Raw genomic sequence first — 14954 nt, 5'->3', positions numbered from 1 at the left:
TCTCTAGTTTTTAAAACTTTTTATCCTAAACAATAAATGGAAAGGTCGAATCCCCTTATTAAAGGGAGTTCGTCCTTTTTTTGTTTTGGAGATAATAATGCAATAGATAAAAAATCTTGCTGTACTTTTGCTGATAGAGGACTTTTTTTATTTGTCGGTTCCAAGCAGCGATTTATCAAACATAGTTTTACTAGGACAAAAAGAAAAAACAACTATGACAAAAAACGCTTTCAATTATACATCTTTTTACGAAGAATCAAAGCTATAATGATTTCATCAGGAGGGAATCAAATGAATGAACGGATCCGAAGAATTCTCACACGATTGGTAAAAAAACCCGAGACAAAGATGGCAGAGTTAACCACATCACTTTCTTTAACAAGAAGACAGATTAATTATTCCATTAAGCAATTTAATGAGGAGTTACTTGAAAACGGTTTGCCTCAAATCAGGCGTAACCATATGGGAGATTTTATTATTCCTTTAGAAGTGTTACGAATGATTTCTCTTGAACAAAATAAAGAAGATTCTTCTGCCATGGTTACTATTTTCTCTGAATATGAGCGGATTGCCATCATGTTAAGTTATTTATGTACTAATACCGATTACATTGGTATGGATCATTTTACACAGCTCTTATCGGTAAGTCGCAATACGATTCAAGAAGATTTAAAGAAAGCGAAGCAGTTTGTTAGCAAATACGCCCTGTCCATTCACTATGATCGTCAAAGCGGTTATCAACTGCAAGGATTGGAAAGGAGAATCTTACAACTGCTCTCTGATTTAATTAAGCAGCATTCATTATTTCGTCTTGATGATATTAAAGGAAAATTGGCACCGACTATTCCCGAAGAAGAGGTTGTTCATTTGATACACAACATGGAGCAATTGCTTCATTTAAGGTACTCAGATGAATCTGTTGATTATCTGCAATCAGCTGTAAGAATGACCTTGCAACGTGCAACTTCACCGATTGCTTCAAAAGATGAAATGGTACAAATAGAGATTCGAAAAACTCCAGAATATAAAGTTCTGACTATTTTGCTTCAAGATACACCTTGGTCCAGCATGTCTCCTAACTATCTTTCTTGGCTAGCTCTGCTATTTTTAACATCTAATATTTTTGAACGTAAGACGACTCAAGTATTTGATTCAGATAGTGAATTAAGATGTTTGATCAGTGAAATGGTTACAAGTTTTCAAAACCAAACACTAATTATGATTGAAGATAGAGAGGCATTTGAACGTCGGATTTTGGGCCATCTGCGTCCAGCGTGTTTTCGTATAAAATACAATTTGAGCTTGGGCATGTACTCCCTTGATAGCTTAGTTCAAGATAGCAACCATGCAATTTTGAAGGATCTTATGAAGGAGCTGATTGTTCCCACAGAAAACTGGTTAGGCCGAGCGTTTCCAAATGATGAGTTGGCACTTCTATCTTATTACTTTGGTTTTCAATTAATGAGTCCTCGTCAAATAGCAGCGCAATTACCAAGGGCAGTAGTTGTCTGTGCAAATGGGGTTATGGTTTCAAAACTGATGCGAGAAAATTTAAAAAAACTATTTCCCGAGTTACATTTTTTAGCTTCATTTTCAGTAAGAGATTTTTATAAATTTGGAACGGATTATGACTTGGTTTTTACAACTACTGCATTAAACAGTGAATTACCGCAATTTATTATTGATCCTATCATGACTTATAAGCAGCAGATCAGTTTGCGATACCGTGTGTTAAAAGAGTTAGGATTAAATGAAGTAGACCGCTCAGTTGATGAGTTGTTTTCGGTGATTCGCACATATGCTCAAGTAAATGATACGAAGCAACTAAGGGAAGAGTTAGAGTACTTTTTATTGAAGCAAAAGCAAGATTCACCTTTAGAAAATTTTAAAGCGTTACCATCATTGACTGATTATTTAAAACCCGATTTTATAAGAAGAACGTCAGAGAAGCTAACTTGGCAACAAGCAGTGAAATTTGCTTGCCATCCTTTGTTAGAAAATCAGATGATTACAGAGCTGTTTATTCAAGATTGTTTGGATCAAATCGAAGAACAAGGATACGCTGGGTATTTAGGGAGTCAAACGTGTATCCCGCATACAGCACCACAAAATGGCGTGTTAAAAGATGGGATAAGTCTATTGATTGCTGCTGAGCCAATCGCTTTTCCAAACGGTAAAAAAATCCATTTTATTTATCCATTATCGTTTTATGATTTGACGAAACATTTGAAAGCTGTGAATCAGTTAGCAGATATTAGTAATGATTCTACGTTTTTAAATCGTTTGAAGGAAAGCTCAGATACGAAAACAGCTTATCAGCTAATTAGACAAGTGACTTAGGAGGAAAACGATGAAAGTAGAAGATTACCCACGCTTTACAATTATTATGAGGGGTTACACATATGAACAAGCTTATGCAGTTTTAACGGCAATGAGTGGGCTTGAGAAAGAGTTTGCAGTTGAAATCACATTAAATACTTTAGGGGCTCTAGAACATATCAACAAGTTAAGCAAATTATTTGGTGAAACTATTCTCATTGGGGCAGGAACAGTAAGAACGTTACCTGACGCCCAAAAAGCCGTCGCAGCTGGGGCTCGTTTTTTATTAGGTCCCCATCGTTTTACGAAGCAAATAATGGATTTTGCAAGGAAAGAGCAAGTGCTCTCAGTACCGGCGGCAATGAGCCCTTCTGAGATCAATGAGATGTTTACAGATGGAGCGGATATCGTTAAAGTTTTCCCCGCTGCAGTTGTGACACCACGCTTTTTCACAGATGTGCAAGCTCCATTGGGCAAGCTACCTTTGATGGGTGTTGGTGGAATTTCGATTTCTAACGCCAAGGAATATTTTGACCATGGAGCGAGTTATCTTGGTTTAGGTTCCAATCTTTTTCAATCGCAAGACTTGCAAGCTGCTGACCCAGCAAAACTAGCGCTATCACTACAGAAATTAGCGACAGAGATTTAAGGAGGAAAACAAATGGAATTGCAACTGAACGAAGAACTAGTATTTCGAAATATAAAAGCAGGCAGTGATAAAGAAGTCCTTGCTTTTTTAGCGAATGAACTATACCAACGAGGCTATGTCAAAGAAGATTATATCGAAGCAATACAGTTACGCGAGTCCGAATATCCAACCGGTTTACCTTCGACACAGCCCGGCGTAGCAATTCCTCATGCAAATTTTGATTTGGTCAATCAAACAACTTTGGCGATTGCAACCTTAGAAACAGCTGTAGGGTTTCGCAATATGGAAGATAATCAAGTCATTTTACCTACTAAAATCGTTATCATGATGGCCATCGGTGAACCGCACGGACAAGTGGAGATGTTACAAAAGATTGTCAGTATTATTCAAGATGAGCCACTTCGTGAACAAATGACGGCGGCGAATTCGGATCTAAAATTGCTAACATTATTAAAAAAGGCGATAGCCTAAAAAATAGGAGGAAATGAAAATGAAAAGAATTTTAATTGCTTGTGGGAATGGGATTGCGACTTCAACCGTAGTAGCATCAAAAGTGAAGGATTATCTGAATGAACATGGAGTTGAGGCTTCCACAACCCAAACCAAACTGATGGAAGTACCTAGTAAAGTTCAAGACTATGACTTGTTAGTGACAACTGGTCAATTTGAAGGTCAGACTGGTGAAGTTCCTGTGGTAAAGGGAATGCCTATTTTAACGGGAATTGGTTCTGAACAAACTATGGAAGAAATTTTGAATTATTTAAAATAAAAAATTTAAGGAGAAAAAAGAATGAATTATGTAATGAATGTATTCAATTTCTTTATTGACGCTGGTCCTACAGTGATGCTTCCTGTCATTATTACAATTATCGGCATGATTTTCGGTTTGAAAATCTCAAGAGCATTTAAGTCTGGGCTAACACTAGGAATCGGATTTGCAGGGATTCGTCTGATTCTGGATTTTATGACAACCAATGTCGGACCAGCAGCCCGTGCAATGGTAGAGCGGACCGGCGTACAGCTGGATGCCTTGGACGTAGGATGGGGCTCAATCGCGGCGGTTACTTGGGCATCTCCAATTATTGCACTGCTTATATTTGCTATATTGATCGTTAATATCATCTTGTTGGTTCTCAAAAGAACTCAAACGTTGGATGTTGATATTTGGAATTATCATCATATGGCTATTGTTGGTGTAATGGTTTATTTTGTGACTAAGAACGTAGCGTTAGGTGTGGGCGCATCAGTTGTAATGGCAATTGTCACATTTAAAATGTCTGATTGGTCACAGCCTTTGGTTGAAGATTTTTTTGGAATTCCAGGGGTTTCATTACCCACGGTTTCAGCCTTATCTTCTTTAGTAATTGCATGGCCGTTAAACTGGCTTTTAGACCGCATTCCTCTTTTTCGAAATTCCAAGTTTACCATTAAGGATGCACAAAAATATTTGGGCTTCTTTGGGGACTCTATGATTATGGGTGGTGTCATAGGTATCGCAATCGGCTTTTTAGCTGGCTATGATATCACTCAGATTCTTCAATTAGGGGTTAGTATGTCTGCTGTCCTTGTTCTGATACCAAAAATGACCTCTCTTTTTATGGAAGGATTAATGCCTATTTCAGACGCAGCGCAAAAATGGTCTCAAAAGAAATTTAAAGGTCGCCGTTTATTTATTGGACTAGATGCAGCGGTTGTTGTGGGCAATCCAGATGTTATAACAACTGCACTGATTATTATTCCTTTAACAATTGCTATGGCTTTGGTCTTACCCGGAAATCGTGTGTTACCATTTGCCGATTTAGCTGTAGTTCCATTTCGAGTAGCAATGGTTGTTGCATTGACTAGAGGAAACTTGCTGAAAAACATTATTATCGGTTTAGTTGTCACAGCCTCTTTGCTTTGGTGTGGAACAGTCACTTCACCTATTCTAACCGAAATAGCCAAACAGGTAGGGATTGATCTTGGGTCCAGTGCCATGCTTATTTCTTCTTTTGCAGCAACTTCAATGATTCAAAGTTACCTGGTTTTCATTGCATTCACCTATGAACCGATGATTGGTATTCCAGTTCTTCTTCTAGGATTTGGCGGTGTATGGTATTTCTTTGAAGGAATCAAAAAAATTAATCGTGAAGCAGCAATTGAATAAAATATTGTCGAAAAAGAGGAGTAGATTGTTTTGAAAATTTCTAAAATTACAGTATATAAAGTAAAACCCCGCTGGATTTTTGTAAAATTGTCAACAGATGAAGGAATCGATGGCTGGGGAGAGATGATTTCTGGAACAAAAACCGAAACAGTTGTTGCAGGAGCTTATGAGGTAGGGGAAAGATTTCTGTTAGGACAAAACCCGTTTGAGATTGAGCGATTGTTCCAAGAAATGCACCGATCTTTCTTTCGTGGCGGTCCCATACATGGAACAATCGTTTCTGGTCTAGAGATGGCTTTGTGGGATATTAAAGGAAAAGCATTGAATGTTCCTATCTACGAACTATTAGGCGGTGCTGCTCGTGACAGAATCAAAGTATATTCTTGGATCGGCGGTGATCGTCCGGATGATGTCGCAGAGCAAGCACAAGATCGTGTTGACCGTGGGTTTACTGCAGTTAAAATGAACGCAACAGAGGAACTGCACTATATTGACTCTTATGTAAAGATAGAGGAAGTGGTGGAACGTGTCGCTTCGATTAGGGAACGCTTTGGTAATAAATTGGATATTGGAATTGATTTTCATGGGAGAGTCCACAAGCCGATGGCAAAAGTTTTAGCGAAGGCATTAGAACCTTATCATCCAATGTTTTTAGAAGAAGTTGTTCTTCCTGAGAATGAGGAACATTTTAAAGAAGTTGCCCAGCTTGTGGCAACGCCTTTAGCCACTGGTGAGAGACTGTATACTCGCTGGCAGTTTAAAACACTTTTTCAGCAAGGAGCAATAGATGTGATCCAGCCTGATGTGGCATTATGTGGAGGGATCATGGAAATGCGAAAAATAGCTGCCATGGCTGAAGCTTATGACGTGGCTGTTGCCCCGCACGCACCATATGGTCCCGTTGCTTTAGCAGCAACACTGCAAGTTGATTCTTGTACCCCAAATGTTTTTATTCAAGAGCAAAGCTTAGGAATCCATTACAATAAAGGCTTTGATCTGTTAGATTTTGTGAAAAACAAAGAAGTATTTCAGTATAAGGATGGCTATGTAGAATTACCAAGTAAGCCCGGTTTAGGGTTGGAGATGGATGAAGATAGAGTTAGAGATATTTCACAAGAAGGGTTGGTTTGGACCAATCCTAAATGGAAGAACTATGATGGCACTATTGCAGAATGGTAGTCTGAAAGGAAGTTATTCATGGCGGAAGCAATTATGATCAACTTATTTTTACTCGTTCTGTTAGTGATGCAACTCAAAGAGCAGCGCAAAATTCTTTTGCAGGCAAAAGCGAGCTCTATAAAAAAGGCAACTGCTTTCATTCTGTCTGCGCTTCTTTTCGTCATTTTTTGGCCAGATCAGTTGAGTGACCAGTTGAAATTGTTTGCACTGATCGGCTTAGTCTGTTTAGTTGGTTTTTCAAAAGAAGGCTTAGGAGCAGATCAGCTGATCAAACTGGGTGTTTTAAAAGGTGAATATGATCAATATACCGCAATAGAGATTGAACAAACAGTAAATAATCAAACTTTTGTAACCTTTTATAAAAGCAAAAATAGCCGCTTCTCGCTTTTATTTTCAGAGGCACCGCAAATCTTGGCAGAGTACTTCAGTTTATTGAAGAAGGAAGAGAAGCTAGTGTTTAAGGAAGAAGGATTGACGCAAAAGAAGCAAAGGAATACTAAAGTATCCCATTAATTTCGTTTGTGGAGAAGGACAAATTTAATAAATTGTGGTAATCCTTACTGATTTTAAGCAAAGAGTAAAAATCAATCAGCTATATTTTTATTCACATCGTCGGGTTATAAAAAAACTGGGAGAATGAACCATTCTCCCAGTTTTTTATCGTTTCGAAATCGCCGTGTGGGCATACGCCTCGATCAATGGAATGACTTCTAATTTTACTTTGTATTTGCGTTCTAGCGCAGTTTCAATGGTAAAAGTATCACTTTCTGTTTCAGAAATCGTTGCTAGAACACGATCTTCTTTCGGGGAAGCTTCGATCACGATCGTTTCTCCTGAAGATTGTTTGGCAGAAAATTTAGGGAATGCTGCGATTTTTTCAGCAAATGCTGAAAAAGTCATTGTTTCATCAGCAGTATCAGCCATTGTTTCAGTTGCTTTTTCTACTTCTTTAGTTGATGCAGAGGTAGTCGGTGCAGCCGCTTCAGCTGGTGCTGATTCTTCCTTCACTTTCGCTGGTTCTTTTGCAGGAGCGGGTGCCGTACTTTCTTGCGGATTGGTCGGCAACCAGTAAGCAGCGATCTCATCGACTAAGTTATCGCTGAAACGATCAAGCAAACCAGCTTCTAAGCGTTGGATTCGTTTCACGACGATCTTGAAGTTCTCATCTAAAGGAACAGCGATTTTTTGTTCTTTTGGCGTTTCCTTCAACAATTCAATCAATAATTCCTCTTGGTTTTTAGGATTGATATACACAGTCGTCGGAAGGTCAAACTTATCTGCTGTTTTGCGCTCGATCGCTGTAAACAACTGTTGTCGAGCTGTTTCATAAGACGGGCGGAATTGTTGTTTCAATTTTGCTAATTGTTTCTTTTTCATAATCTTCTCCTCTCGATCACTATCGATTATAAGGAAAATTTGCAGAAAAGAACAGTGATTCTCATGAAAAAATACAAAAAAATTTATATACTTCCTGAAAAAAACACCAACGCTGCTAAAAAAGCGGCGCTGGTGTTTCTACTAGATCATTGATTTGATGGTACTTGGGCATCAGGACCAAAAGGTCATTTTCTCCAGTGGCGACTAAGTAGTTTTCCCAAAGAAAAAAGCGTGGTTCCCCAATAAGTTTCTCGGTCAGCATCTGCTGATAGTCGCTGGTCGTCCATTGACGTGCTGGAAAGTGTTGGACTTTGTCTGGCCAAACGAGAAAAACAAAATCAGCATGTAAGGCTTTTTGAACAGCAGGGGAGAGATGATTCAAATCAGTTTTTTTCATAGGCTTCTCCTTTATAGAGAGTGAAATTAAAACCCTGTCGTATCTGGATTGGTCGCTTTCCCAACCACACCATCTAATTGATCGATCGTTTTCATGTCCTCTTCAGATAGCTCAAAATCAAAGACGTGAATGTTTTCTTCGATCCGACTTGGTGTGACTGATTTTGGTAATGGCAAGAAACCATGTTGTAAAGACCAGCGTAATGCAACTTGAGCGATTGATTTTTGATGCTTTTCAGCTAATGCTTTCATTTCTGGTACATCAAAGATCTTCCCAGTACCTAATGGGCTGTATGCTTCAAGCAATACATCGTGTTCTTGGCAATAAGTCACGACTTCTTCTTGTAACTCGCCAGGTGCAAGGAAAATTTGATTGACCATTGGGAAGATAGTCGCTGTTTTTTTCAATTCTTCAAAATGATGTGGTAAGAAGTTGCTGACGCCGATCGCTTTGATTTTGCCTGCTTGATACAACTCTTCAAAAGCACGCCATGTTTCTGCGTTCGCTGTTTGCCAATTGTCGCGAAAAGCCACTGGATTTGGCCAATGGATCAAGAAAAGATCGATATAGTCTGTTTGTAATTTTTCTAAAGATTCTTCAAAAGAGGACATCACAAGATCATAAGAATGGTTCGCATTCCATAATTTTGTAGTCAAGAAAAGCTCTTCGCGGGGAATGCCGCTTTCTTTGATCGCTTGACCAACACTGGCTTCGTTTTTATAGCCTTGTGCTGTATCAATATGGCGGTAACCTACTTCTAGTGCTTTTTTGACTGATGCTACGGCAACGTCGCCGTCTGGTGTTTGCCATGTGCCAAAGCCTAGCTCAGGGATGGTCACATTGTTTGATAACGTATAGCTGTTCATGTTCATTCCTCCGTTTTCTGTGATACTTCTAGTTTAGCAGACGAGGCAGGAATTTCCAATGATTGCACCTTTTTAAAGGAAAGCGAATGTTGAAGGAAAATGCCGATTCGCTCTTGTCAGTTCGCCTATTTATTTTGTACACTAGACAAATGGATAAGGAGCGTAACCAATGGATATTTATTTGAAACATGCGATTTTACACATTGTGGACCGTCAAACAGGCGATCCAGTTTTTTCTCAAGTTGAACTTGATTTAACAACGGAATACATTCGTGATTATTTGACGAAGAAAATACAGAAACTTGCTACACCGCAAACCAAAACAGGTCGTTTACTCGAAACTTCAACGATCGCTCAATTGGTCAAACAAGCACCAGACGACTTTATCGCAGCCAGTGAAGCGATCGTGCAACGCTGGTATGAAGCGTACAAGGAAAGTGAAGATGCGCCAAGTGCGGATGCGTTTGTCGTCTTATATGAATTAGATACAAGAATGCAGCTGGCTTTTTTGAAGGTCAATTATCAAGATGGCTATACGCATTTTATTGATAATGGGGAGGCTGGGATCGAAAATAATTTGATTTTGCATCGTGCCTTACTAGCAGGTAAAACCCAAAAGGCAGATGAAGGGATCACGATCGATGTGGAGAGCTTAGACTTTGAACTGATTGAAAAGAAATATAGCTTTTCAGGTGAAAAATACGCCTACTTTTCAACAAAAGTCATTGATGCCGAACCGATCCCATCTTTAGAAGAAAATGTCAAAGTCATCAAAAAAGTAGCCGAAAAAATTGGTCAGAAATTTGAAACACCCACCTATAACGTTGTTGCCGATTTGAAAGAAGCGGTCTACGACACGATCGAAGAGTCTGGTCATATCGATGTGAGTGAAGTGGCGCAAAAAGTCTTTAAAGACAATATTACTGCTCAGCTTTCATTTCAAGAAGAAGTGGTTGAAAAAGGATTCGTCAATCAAGCACCGATGATGCGGGATGTTCGTGAGATCTCGGAGAAAAAATTTGGTAAGCAAAAACTAAAATTATCGAATGGAATCGAATTGATCGTTCCTTTGGATGTTTACCGAGATCCGAATTTGATCGAATTTATCAATAATCCCGATGGCACGATTTCCGTAACGATCAAAAATGTAGAAGAAGTGATTAATCGGATGTAACAAGAGCTGTTTCTAAGCAGACGATGGCAGAACAAGTACAAAAAAGCGGCTCTTTGTCAATAATGAAAATGGAGCTGAAGAATCAATTCTGATTCATCAGGCCCATAAATTATAGAGCACAAAAAGCAGGGCGTCCTCATTTAGAAAGAGGACGGCCTGCTTTTTTACAGACGCTTGCTTGATCGACAGCAGCAATTATTGAGGGGTCAACTTTTCAAGAGCTGCTTGAGGAACGTCTTCTTCAGAAACTTCTTCCCAGCTTATAACGCCTTTGTTTGGATTGACCAGTAGTTTCAAATAGGCACCTTCTTTCAAAGGAGCGGAACGGTGTTCATTCATTTTGACCGTTTTGACGTCACCAGAGGCGCTGTAGGCTGTTTGTGTATAACGATAGATGTTTTCAACGACCCCCTCGTCACTGACTTCGGTATCGTGTTCGCCTTCACCGTTGATAACTGTATAGTAGTCACTTCCACCATAGTAATAGTCATAAGTAAGGAAGCAGCCGCCAAGGAAAATTGCTGTAAAAACCAGCGCTGCAATGATTTTCTTCACATTTCTCACCTCATCTTCTATTATTCATAAAAACTAGGCTTGCGTCCAATGGATCACAAAAAGCAAAGAAATTCTTAGGGATTAGCTGCCGAGACCTCTTGCTTGACTTTGACTAATTTTGACCTATAATAAGGGTAGATTTAAACTTACAAAAAATAAGTTAATCCTTATCTCTTTGGAAGCGTAAATCGCAAAAATATGATTCGAGTCAACCAACGACTCAACTTTCTCTAGGAGGGAAACAATATGGCAAAACAACATTATGATCGTAGCAAACCCCATGTCAACATCGGAACGATTGGACACGTCGACCATGGGAAAACCACCTTGACTGCTGCAATTACCACAGTTCTTGGGAAAAAAGGGCTTGCCAATCCGCAAGATTACGCAAGTATCGACGCGGCTCCTGAGGAACGCGAACGTGGTATCACAATCAATACTGCTCATGTGGAATATGAAACGGAAAAACGGCACTATGCCCATATCGATGCACCTGGACACGCGGATTATGTGAAAAATATGATTACAGGGGCTGCTCAAATGGACGGTGCAATCTTGGTCGTATCAGCGACAGATGGCCCAATGCCACAAACACGGGAGCATATTTTGCTTTCTCGTCAAGTGGGTGTGAAACATTTGATCGTCTTTTTGAATAAGACGGACCTTGTCGATGATGACGAGTTGATCGATTTAGTTGAAATGGAAGTCAGAGAATTGCTGACTGAATATGATTTTCCTGGCGACGACATTCCTGTGATCAAGGGCTCTGCGTTAAAAGCCTTGGAAGGGGACCCAGATGCTGAAGCAGCGATCTTAACGCTGATGGATACAGTAGATGAATATATCCCAACGCCAGAACGTGATACTGACAAACCATTGTTGTTACCGATCGAAGATGTCTTTTCGATCACAGGACGGGGGACCGTTGCTTCTGGTCGGATCGATCGCGGCATGGTAAAAGTCGGGGATGAAGTAGAAATCGTCGGAATCAAACCTGAAACACAAAAAGCAGTCGTGACAGGGGTAGAAATGTTCCGCAAAACGATGGACTTCGGAGAAGCTGGCGATAACGTAGGGGTATTGTTACGGGGCATCACCCGTGATGAAATTGAACGTGGCCAAGTGTTAGCAAAACCAGGTTCTATCACACCGCATACGAAATTCCAAGCGGAAGTCTATGTGTTGACAAAAGAAGAAGGCGGTCGCCATACCCCATTCTTTAATAATTATCGCCCACAATTTTACTTCCGTACAACGGACGTAACTGGGAATATCGTTTTACCAGAAGGAACGGAAATGGTGATGCCTGGTGACAACGTAACGATCGATGTGGAATTGATCCATCCGATCGCTGTAGAAAATGGAACGACCTTCTCGATTCGTGAAGGTGGACGAACAGTCGGTTCTGGTATTGTCACCACGATCGAAAAATAATGATGAGTGAAACAGTGCTTCCTTTTGAAGAAGCGCTATTTCCTTTTTCTTGTCAAAAGATCGCCAATCCCTCAGTCAGCTTAGGATTGCTTGTTTTTTTCTAAATAATCTTGTGATTTTATTAAGGATTTTTTAGGAGAGAAAAAATTCTAGTCAGCCCGTTCATTTCATAGTACGATAGATTCTGACTTAGAAAAGATGGGATGTATTTGATGAGAAAAATTCGACGTTTCCTAGGATTTATACTGAAGCTGGCCCTCGTGCTGCTACTGATCGGGGCAGGGGTTTGGGTCTATCGAAACTACACGGCATTGAAAGCTGTCTATGCGTATGAAGAAGCAATCGCGCAACAGACGCAAGCCCACGACATCTCTGAATATCAGTCATTAGCCATGAGCATCATGCTGACGGAGTCAAAAGGACAAGGCAACGACCCGATGCAAAGTTCTGAAAGTGTTTATGGAAAACAAAATCAGTTCGATACGCCAGAACAAAGCATCGAACAAGGTGTTTCCTATTTAGCAGAGTTGATTGAAAAAGCCGAGCAAATGAACTGTGATCTTTGGACCGCCGTACAGGCGTATAATTTTGGTACAGATTATATTGATTATGTCGCTGCCCGAGGGGGAGTAAACACCTTAGAGTTAGCAGAAACATATTCCAGAGAGGTTTTATCTCCATTGTTAGGCAATGATACTGAACAAACCTATCGTTACTGGGGCATCCAATCCGTTTTTTATAATGGTGGTCACCTGTATCATAACGGCGGCAATTTATTCTACGCTGATTTAATAAAAATGAATCAATGGAAGATCAATGTTACGGCGCGTTTCTTTTCATAAGCGTTGTAAAATAAGTGAAACAAAAAAGCTTGAAATACAAATAAAATATGGTAAAATCATTATGAGTGATTCTGTCTAATTATTCTTCGCACTGATATCTATTAGTGCGTTTTTTTACCTAGTAAACCGATGAATACTTACCAAATGGAGGTGAGTGGATGGCACGAATTCCTCAAACGGTCATTGACGACATTCGCGAACGTAGCAATATCGTCGATATCGTAGGACAGTATGTCCAGTTAAAGAAGTCTGGAAAAAATTATTTTGGTTTGTGTCCGTTCCATAATGAAAAATCACCTTCTTTTTCCGTTGCAGAGGACAAACAAATTTTTCATTGCTTTGGTTGTGGTCGTGGTGGAAATGTGTATGGTTTCTTACAGGAGCTTGAAGGGATCAGTTTTCCAGAAGCAGTCGTCAAAGTAGCAGAAATGAATGATATTCCTCTTGATCCGCAATATCAGCAGTCTGAAGGCATCAATGAAGCGACCTCACAAACGAGTCAATTGATTGCGTTACATGAAAAAGCCGCCGAAGTCTATCATCACATGTTGGTGAATACGGCTGCTGGACAAGAAGCACTTGATTATTTATTAGATCGTGGATTGACGATGGCACTGATCGAAGAGTTCAATATTGGCTTTGCACCGAATGAACGCTCGTTTTTGGAGAAAGTTTTTTTGAATGAAAAAGCCAAAGCAGAGTTTTTTCCTGATACAGGACTCTTTGTTCAGCGCAACGATGGCTCACTGGCGGATCGCTTTTACCAGAGAATCATGTTTCCGATCCGCAATCCTCAGGGGAAAACGATTGGTTTTTCTGGTCGGTGGTTAGCAAGCGAAAAAGTCGGTGATCAAGACCAACCAAAATATTTAAATAGTCCTGAAACGATTCTTTTCAATAAACGCGAGGTTCTTTTCAACTTTGACAAAGCGCGACGAGCGATGCGTAAAGATGGTCAAGTGTATTTATTTGAAGGATTTATGGACGTGATCGCCGCTTGGCAAGCAGGGATCGAAAATGGGATCGCCTCGATGGGGACCAGCCTGACCAATCAGCAGATCGCTCACATCGAGCGAGTGGCACAAGAAGTGATTCTTTGTTACGATGGAGATAGTGCAGGGGTTGAAGCCACGAACCGTGGGATCGATCTTTTGCAAAACAATAGCCGCTTGAAATTATCTGTGGTTCGAGTGCCGGAACGGATGGACCCAGATGACTATTTGCGCAAATATGGGACAGAAGCTTTTTATAAATTAGCTGTACATGGGAAAGAAACCGTCTTTGCTTTCAAAATGGATTACCATCGAGCAAATCGAAATTTGGCCAATGAGAAAGAGCAGCTAGATTATGTCCAAGTCGTTTTAAAGGAATTACAGCGGGTGGATTCTTTGCTGGAGCAAGACCGTTATTTGACTCAGTTGTCCACAGAGTTCAACTTGAGCCGTGAGACCTTGCAACAGCAGCTCAAGCAAAACCGGCAAGAGCAGCAGCCGCGGCAAGATGCACCGCCGCCAGCGCCAACAACCAATCCTATGGTCTTTACGCCGCCAACGCGGCAGCAGCCCAAAACACAGGTAGAAAAAGCACAAGAATTATTATTGTACCGTTTGTTTCATGACAGTACGTTAAACCATCGCTTTCGAGCGAGTGGCATATCCTTTATCCATGATCGTTACCAACAGCTTTATCTGCTGTTTGATGCGTATATGGAAACAGAAGAACACTTTGTTTTAGCAAAGTTCTTAGATTTTTTAAAAGAAGATTCAATGAAAAAAATGGTGATCGATATTGCAGATCTTAAAGCTTCTGAGGAAGGGACTGAACAAGAATTTCAGGACATTCTGCAGGTATTTCAAAAGTCGGGCATTGCTGAAGAAATCAATCAAAAACGAATCCAGCAGCAAGAAGCAAGACAAAAAGGAAACCAGCAATTAGAACTTGAACTTGCGATCGAAATCATTGATTTGACCAAACGGTTGAAACAAGCTAAATAGCGAACTGAAAGGGGCTTTCTTT

15 protein-coding genes are annotated in these 14954 nt (G+C 40.1%); 11 read left to right on the top strand and 4 right to left on the bottom strand.

The genetic code is table 11. From position 1 onward, the window contains the following. The first annotated feature begins 291 nt into the window (after positions 1–291). The 7 genes from A5878_RS11575 to A5878_RS11545 are packed head-to-tail and all read left to right on the top strand — an operon-like array spanning position 292 to position 6806. Positions 292–2340: a BglG family transcription antiterminator gene (locus tag A5878_RS11575; RefSeq protein WP_060792351.1), complete on the top strand. Its 2049-nt coding sequence runs from the start codon at positions 292–294 to the stop codon at positions 2338–2340. A 10-nt stretch (positions 2341–2350) separates the two neighbouring features. Beyond that, positions 2351–2968, top strand: coding sequence for a bifunctional 4-hydroxy-2-oxoglutarate aldolase/2-dehydro-3-deoxy-phosphogluconate aldolase (locus A5878_RS11570; protein WP_060792350.1), 618 nt, complete (start codon positions 2351–2353; stop codon positions 2966–2968). Between the two features lie 12 nt (positions 2969–2980). Beyond that, positions 2981–3439, top strand: coding sequence for a PTS sugar transporter subunit IIA (locus tag A5878_RS11565; protein ID WP_005229265.1), 459 nt, complete (start codon positions 2981–2983; stop codon positions 3437–3439). A gap of 19 nt (positions 3440–3458) precedes the next feature. After that, positions 3459–3737: a PTS sugar transporter subunit IIB gene (locus tag A5878_RS11560; RefSeq protein WP_005229267.1), complete on the top strand. Its 279-nt coding sequence runs from the start codon at positions 3459–3461 to the stop codon at positions 3735–3737. A gap of 21 nt (positions 3738–3758) precedes the next feature. Further along, positions 3759–5114 carry a PTS galactitol transporter subunit IIC gene (locus tag A5878_RS11555; RefSeq protein WP_060792349.1) on the top strand — a complete coding sequence of 452 codons (1356 nt, stop codon included), beginning with the start codon at positions 3759–3761 and terminating at the stop codon, positions 5112–5114. A gap of 30 nt (positions 5115–5144) precedes the next feature. Next, the gene (gene dgoD / locus A5878_RS11550; RefSeq protein ID WP_060792348.1) at positions 5145–6293 is read left to right on the top strand and encodes a galactonate dehydratase; all 1149 of its coding nucleotides are present in this window, start codon (positions 5145–5147) and stop codon (positions 6291–6293) included. 33 nt (positions 6294–6326) lie between these two features. Then, complete coding sequence (locus A5878_RS11545) at positions 6327–6806, top strand: hypothetical protein (RefSeq protein WP_240457298.1); 480 nt, start codon at positions 6327–6329, stop codon at positions 6804–6806. Positions 6807–6950: 144 nt separating this feature from the next. Here the strand turns inward: A5878_RS11545 and A5878_RS11540 are convergent, their stop codons facing one another. The 3 genes from A5878_RS11540 to A5878_RS11530 form a co-directional block, all read right to left on the bottom strand. Beyond that, entirely contained in the window at positions 6951–7670 is a 720-nt protein-coding gene (locus tag A5878_RS11540; RefSeq protein ID WP_060792346.1) for a hypothetical protein, read from the bottom strand. A gap of 115 nt (positions 7671–7785) precedes the next feature. Beyond that, positions 7786–8067, bottom strand: a complete 282-nt coding sequence (locus A5878_RS11535) for a hypothetical protein (RefSeq protein WP_060792345.1) — start codon at positions 8065–8067, stop codon at positions 7786–7788. A 26-nt stretch (positions 8068–8093) separates the two neighbouring features. Further along, positions 8094–8939: an aldo/keto reductase gene (locus A5878_RS11530; RefSeq protein ID WP_005229282.1), complete on the bottom strand. Its 846-nt coding sequence runs from the start codon at positions 8937–8939 to the stop codon at positions 8094–8096. A 163-nt stretch (positions 8940–9102) separates the two neighbouring features. Between A5878_RS11530 and A5878_RS11525 the strand changes: the two genes are divergently transcribed. Next, the gene (locus A5878_RS11525; protein ID WP_005229284.1) at positions 9103–10107 is read left to right on the top strand and encodes a nucleoid-associated protein; all 1005 of its coding nucleotides are present in this window, start codon (positions 9103–9105) and stop codon (positions 10105–10107) included. 195 nt (positions 10108–10302) lie between these two features. Here A5878_RS11525 and A5878_RS11520 read toward each other — a convergent pair whose 3' ends face one another. Then, positions 10303–10662 (bottom strand): YxeA family protein, encoded by a 360-nt coding sequence (locus A5878_RS11520; protein WP_060792344.1) that lies wholly within the window; start codon positions 10660–10662, stop codon positions 10303–10305. Positions 10663–10908: 246 nt separating this feature from the next. Here A5878_RS11520 and tuf point away from each other — a divergent pair, with 246 nt between their 5' ends. The 3 genes from tuf (at position 10909) to dnaG (ending at position 14932) form a co-directional block, all read left to right on the top strand. Continuing rightward, entirely contained in the window at positions 10909–12096 is a 1188-nt protein-coding gene (tuf, locus tag A5878_RS11515; RefSeq protein WP_005229289.1) for an elongation factor Tu, read from the top strand. Positions 12097–12308: 212 nt separating this feature from the next. After that, positions 12309–12938, top strand: coding sequence for a lysozyme family protein (locus tag A5878_RS11510; RefSeq protein WP_005229291.1), 630 nt, complete (start codon positions 12309–12311; stop codon positions 12936–12938). Between the two features lie 158 nt (positions 12939–13096). Beyond that, the gene (dnaG, locus tag A5878_RS11505; RefSeq protein WP_060792343.1) at positions 13097–14932 is read left to right on the top strand and encodes a DNA primase; all 1836 of its coding nucleotides are present in this window, start codon (positions 13097–13099) and stop codon (positions 14930–14932) included. Positions 14933–14954: the final 22 nt, after the last annotated feature.

The organism is Enterococcus sp. 3G6_DIV0642, assembly GCF_002140635.1.
GTDB lineage: Bacteria > Bacillota > Bacilli > Lactobacillales > Enterococcaceae > Enterococcus_D > Enterococcus_D casseliflavus.
This window is presented reverse-complemented; position numbering and strand designations above follow the sequence as displayed.

Bases quoted from the DNA above. Each gene is read 5' to 3' on its own strand.
- A5878_RS11530 (WP_005229282.1), bottom strand. From the start codon at position 8,939: ATGAACATGAACAGCTATACGTTATCAAACAATGTGACCATCCCTGAG.
- dnaG (WP_060792343.1), top strand. From the start codon at position 13,097: ATGGCACGAATTCCTCAAACGGTCATTGACGACATTCGCGAACGTAGC.
- A5878_RS11560 (WP_005229267.1), top strand. From the start codon at position 3,459: ATGAAAAGAATTTTAATTGCTTGTGGGAATGGGATTGCGACTTCAACC.
- A5878_RS11510 (WP_005229291.1), top strand. From the start codon at position 12,309: ATGAGAAAAATTCGACGTTTCCTAGGATTTATACTGAAGCTGGCCCTC.
- A5878_RS11565 (WP_005229265.1), top strand. From the start codon at position 2,981: ATGGAATTGCAACTGAACGAAGAACTAGTATTTCGAAATATAAAAGCA.
- A5878_RS11540 (WP_060792346.1), bottom strand. From the start codon at position 7,670: ATGAAAAAGAAACAATTAGCAAAATTGAAACAACAATTCCGCCCGTCT.
- A5878_RS11535 (WP_060792345.1), bottom strand. From the start codon at position 8,067: ATGAAAAAAACTGATTTGAATCATCTCTCCCCTGCTGTTCAAAAAGCC.
- A5878_RS11570 (WP_060792350.1), top strand. From the start codon at position 2,351: ATGAAAGTAGAAGATTACCCACGCTTTACAATTATTATGAGGGGTTAC.
- A5878_RS11545 (WP_240457298.1), top strand. From the start codon at position 6,327: ATGATCAACTTATTTTTACTCGTTCTGTTAGTGATGCAACTCAAAGAG.
- A5878_RS11555 (WP_060792349.1), top strand. From the start codon at position 3,759: ATGAATTATGTAATGAATGTATTCAATTTCTTTATTGACGCTGGTCCT.
- A5878_RS11575 (WP_060792351.1), top strand. From the start codon at position 292: ATGAATGAACGGATCCGAAGAATTCTCACACGATTGGTAAAAAAACCC.
- tuf (WP_005229289.1), top strand. From the start codon at position 10,909: ATGGCAAAACAACATTATGATCGTAGCAAACCCCATGTCAACATCGGA.
- A5878_RS11525 (WP_005229284.1), top strand. From the start codon at position 9,103: ATGGATATTTATTTGAAACATGCGATTTTACACATTGTGGACCGTCAA.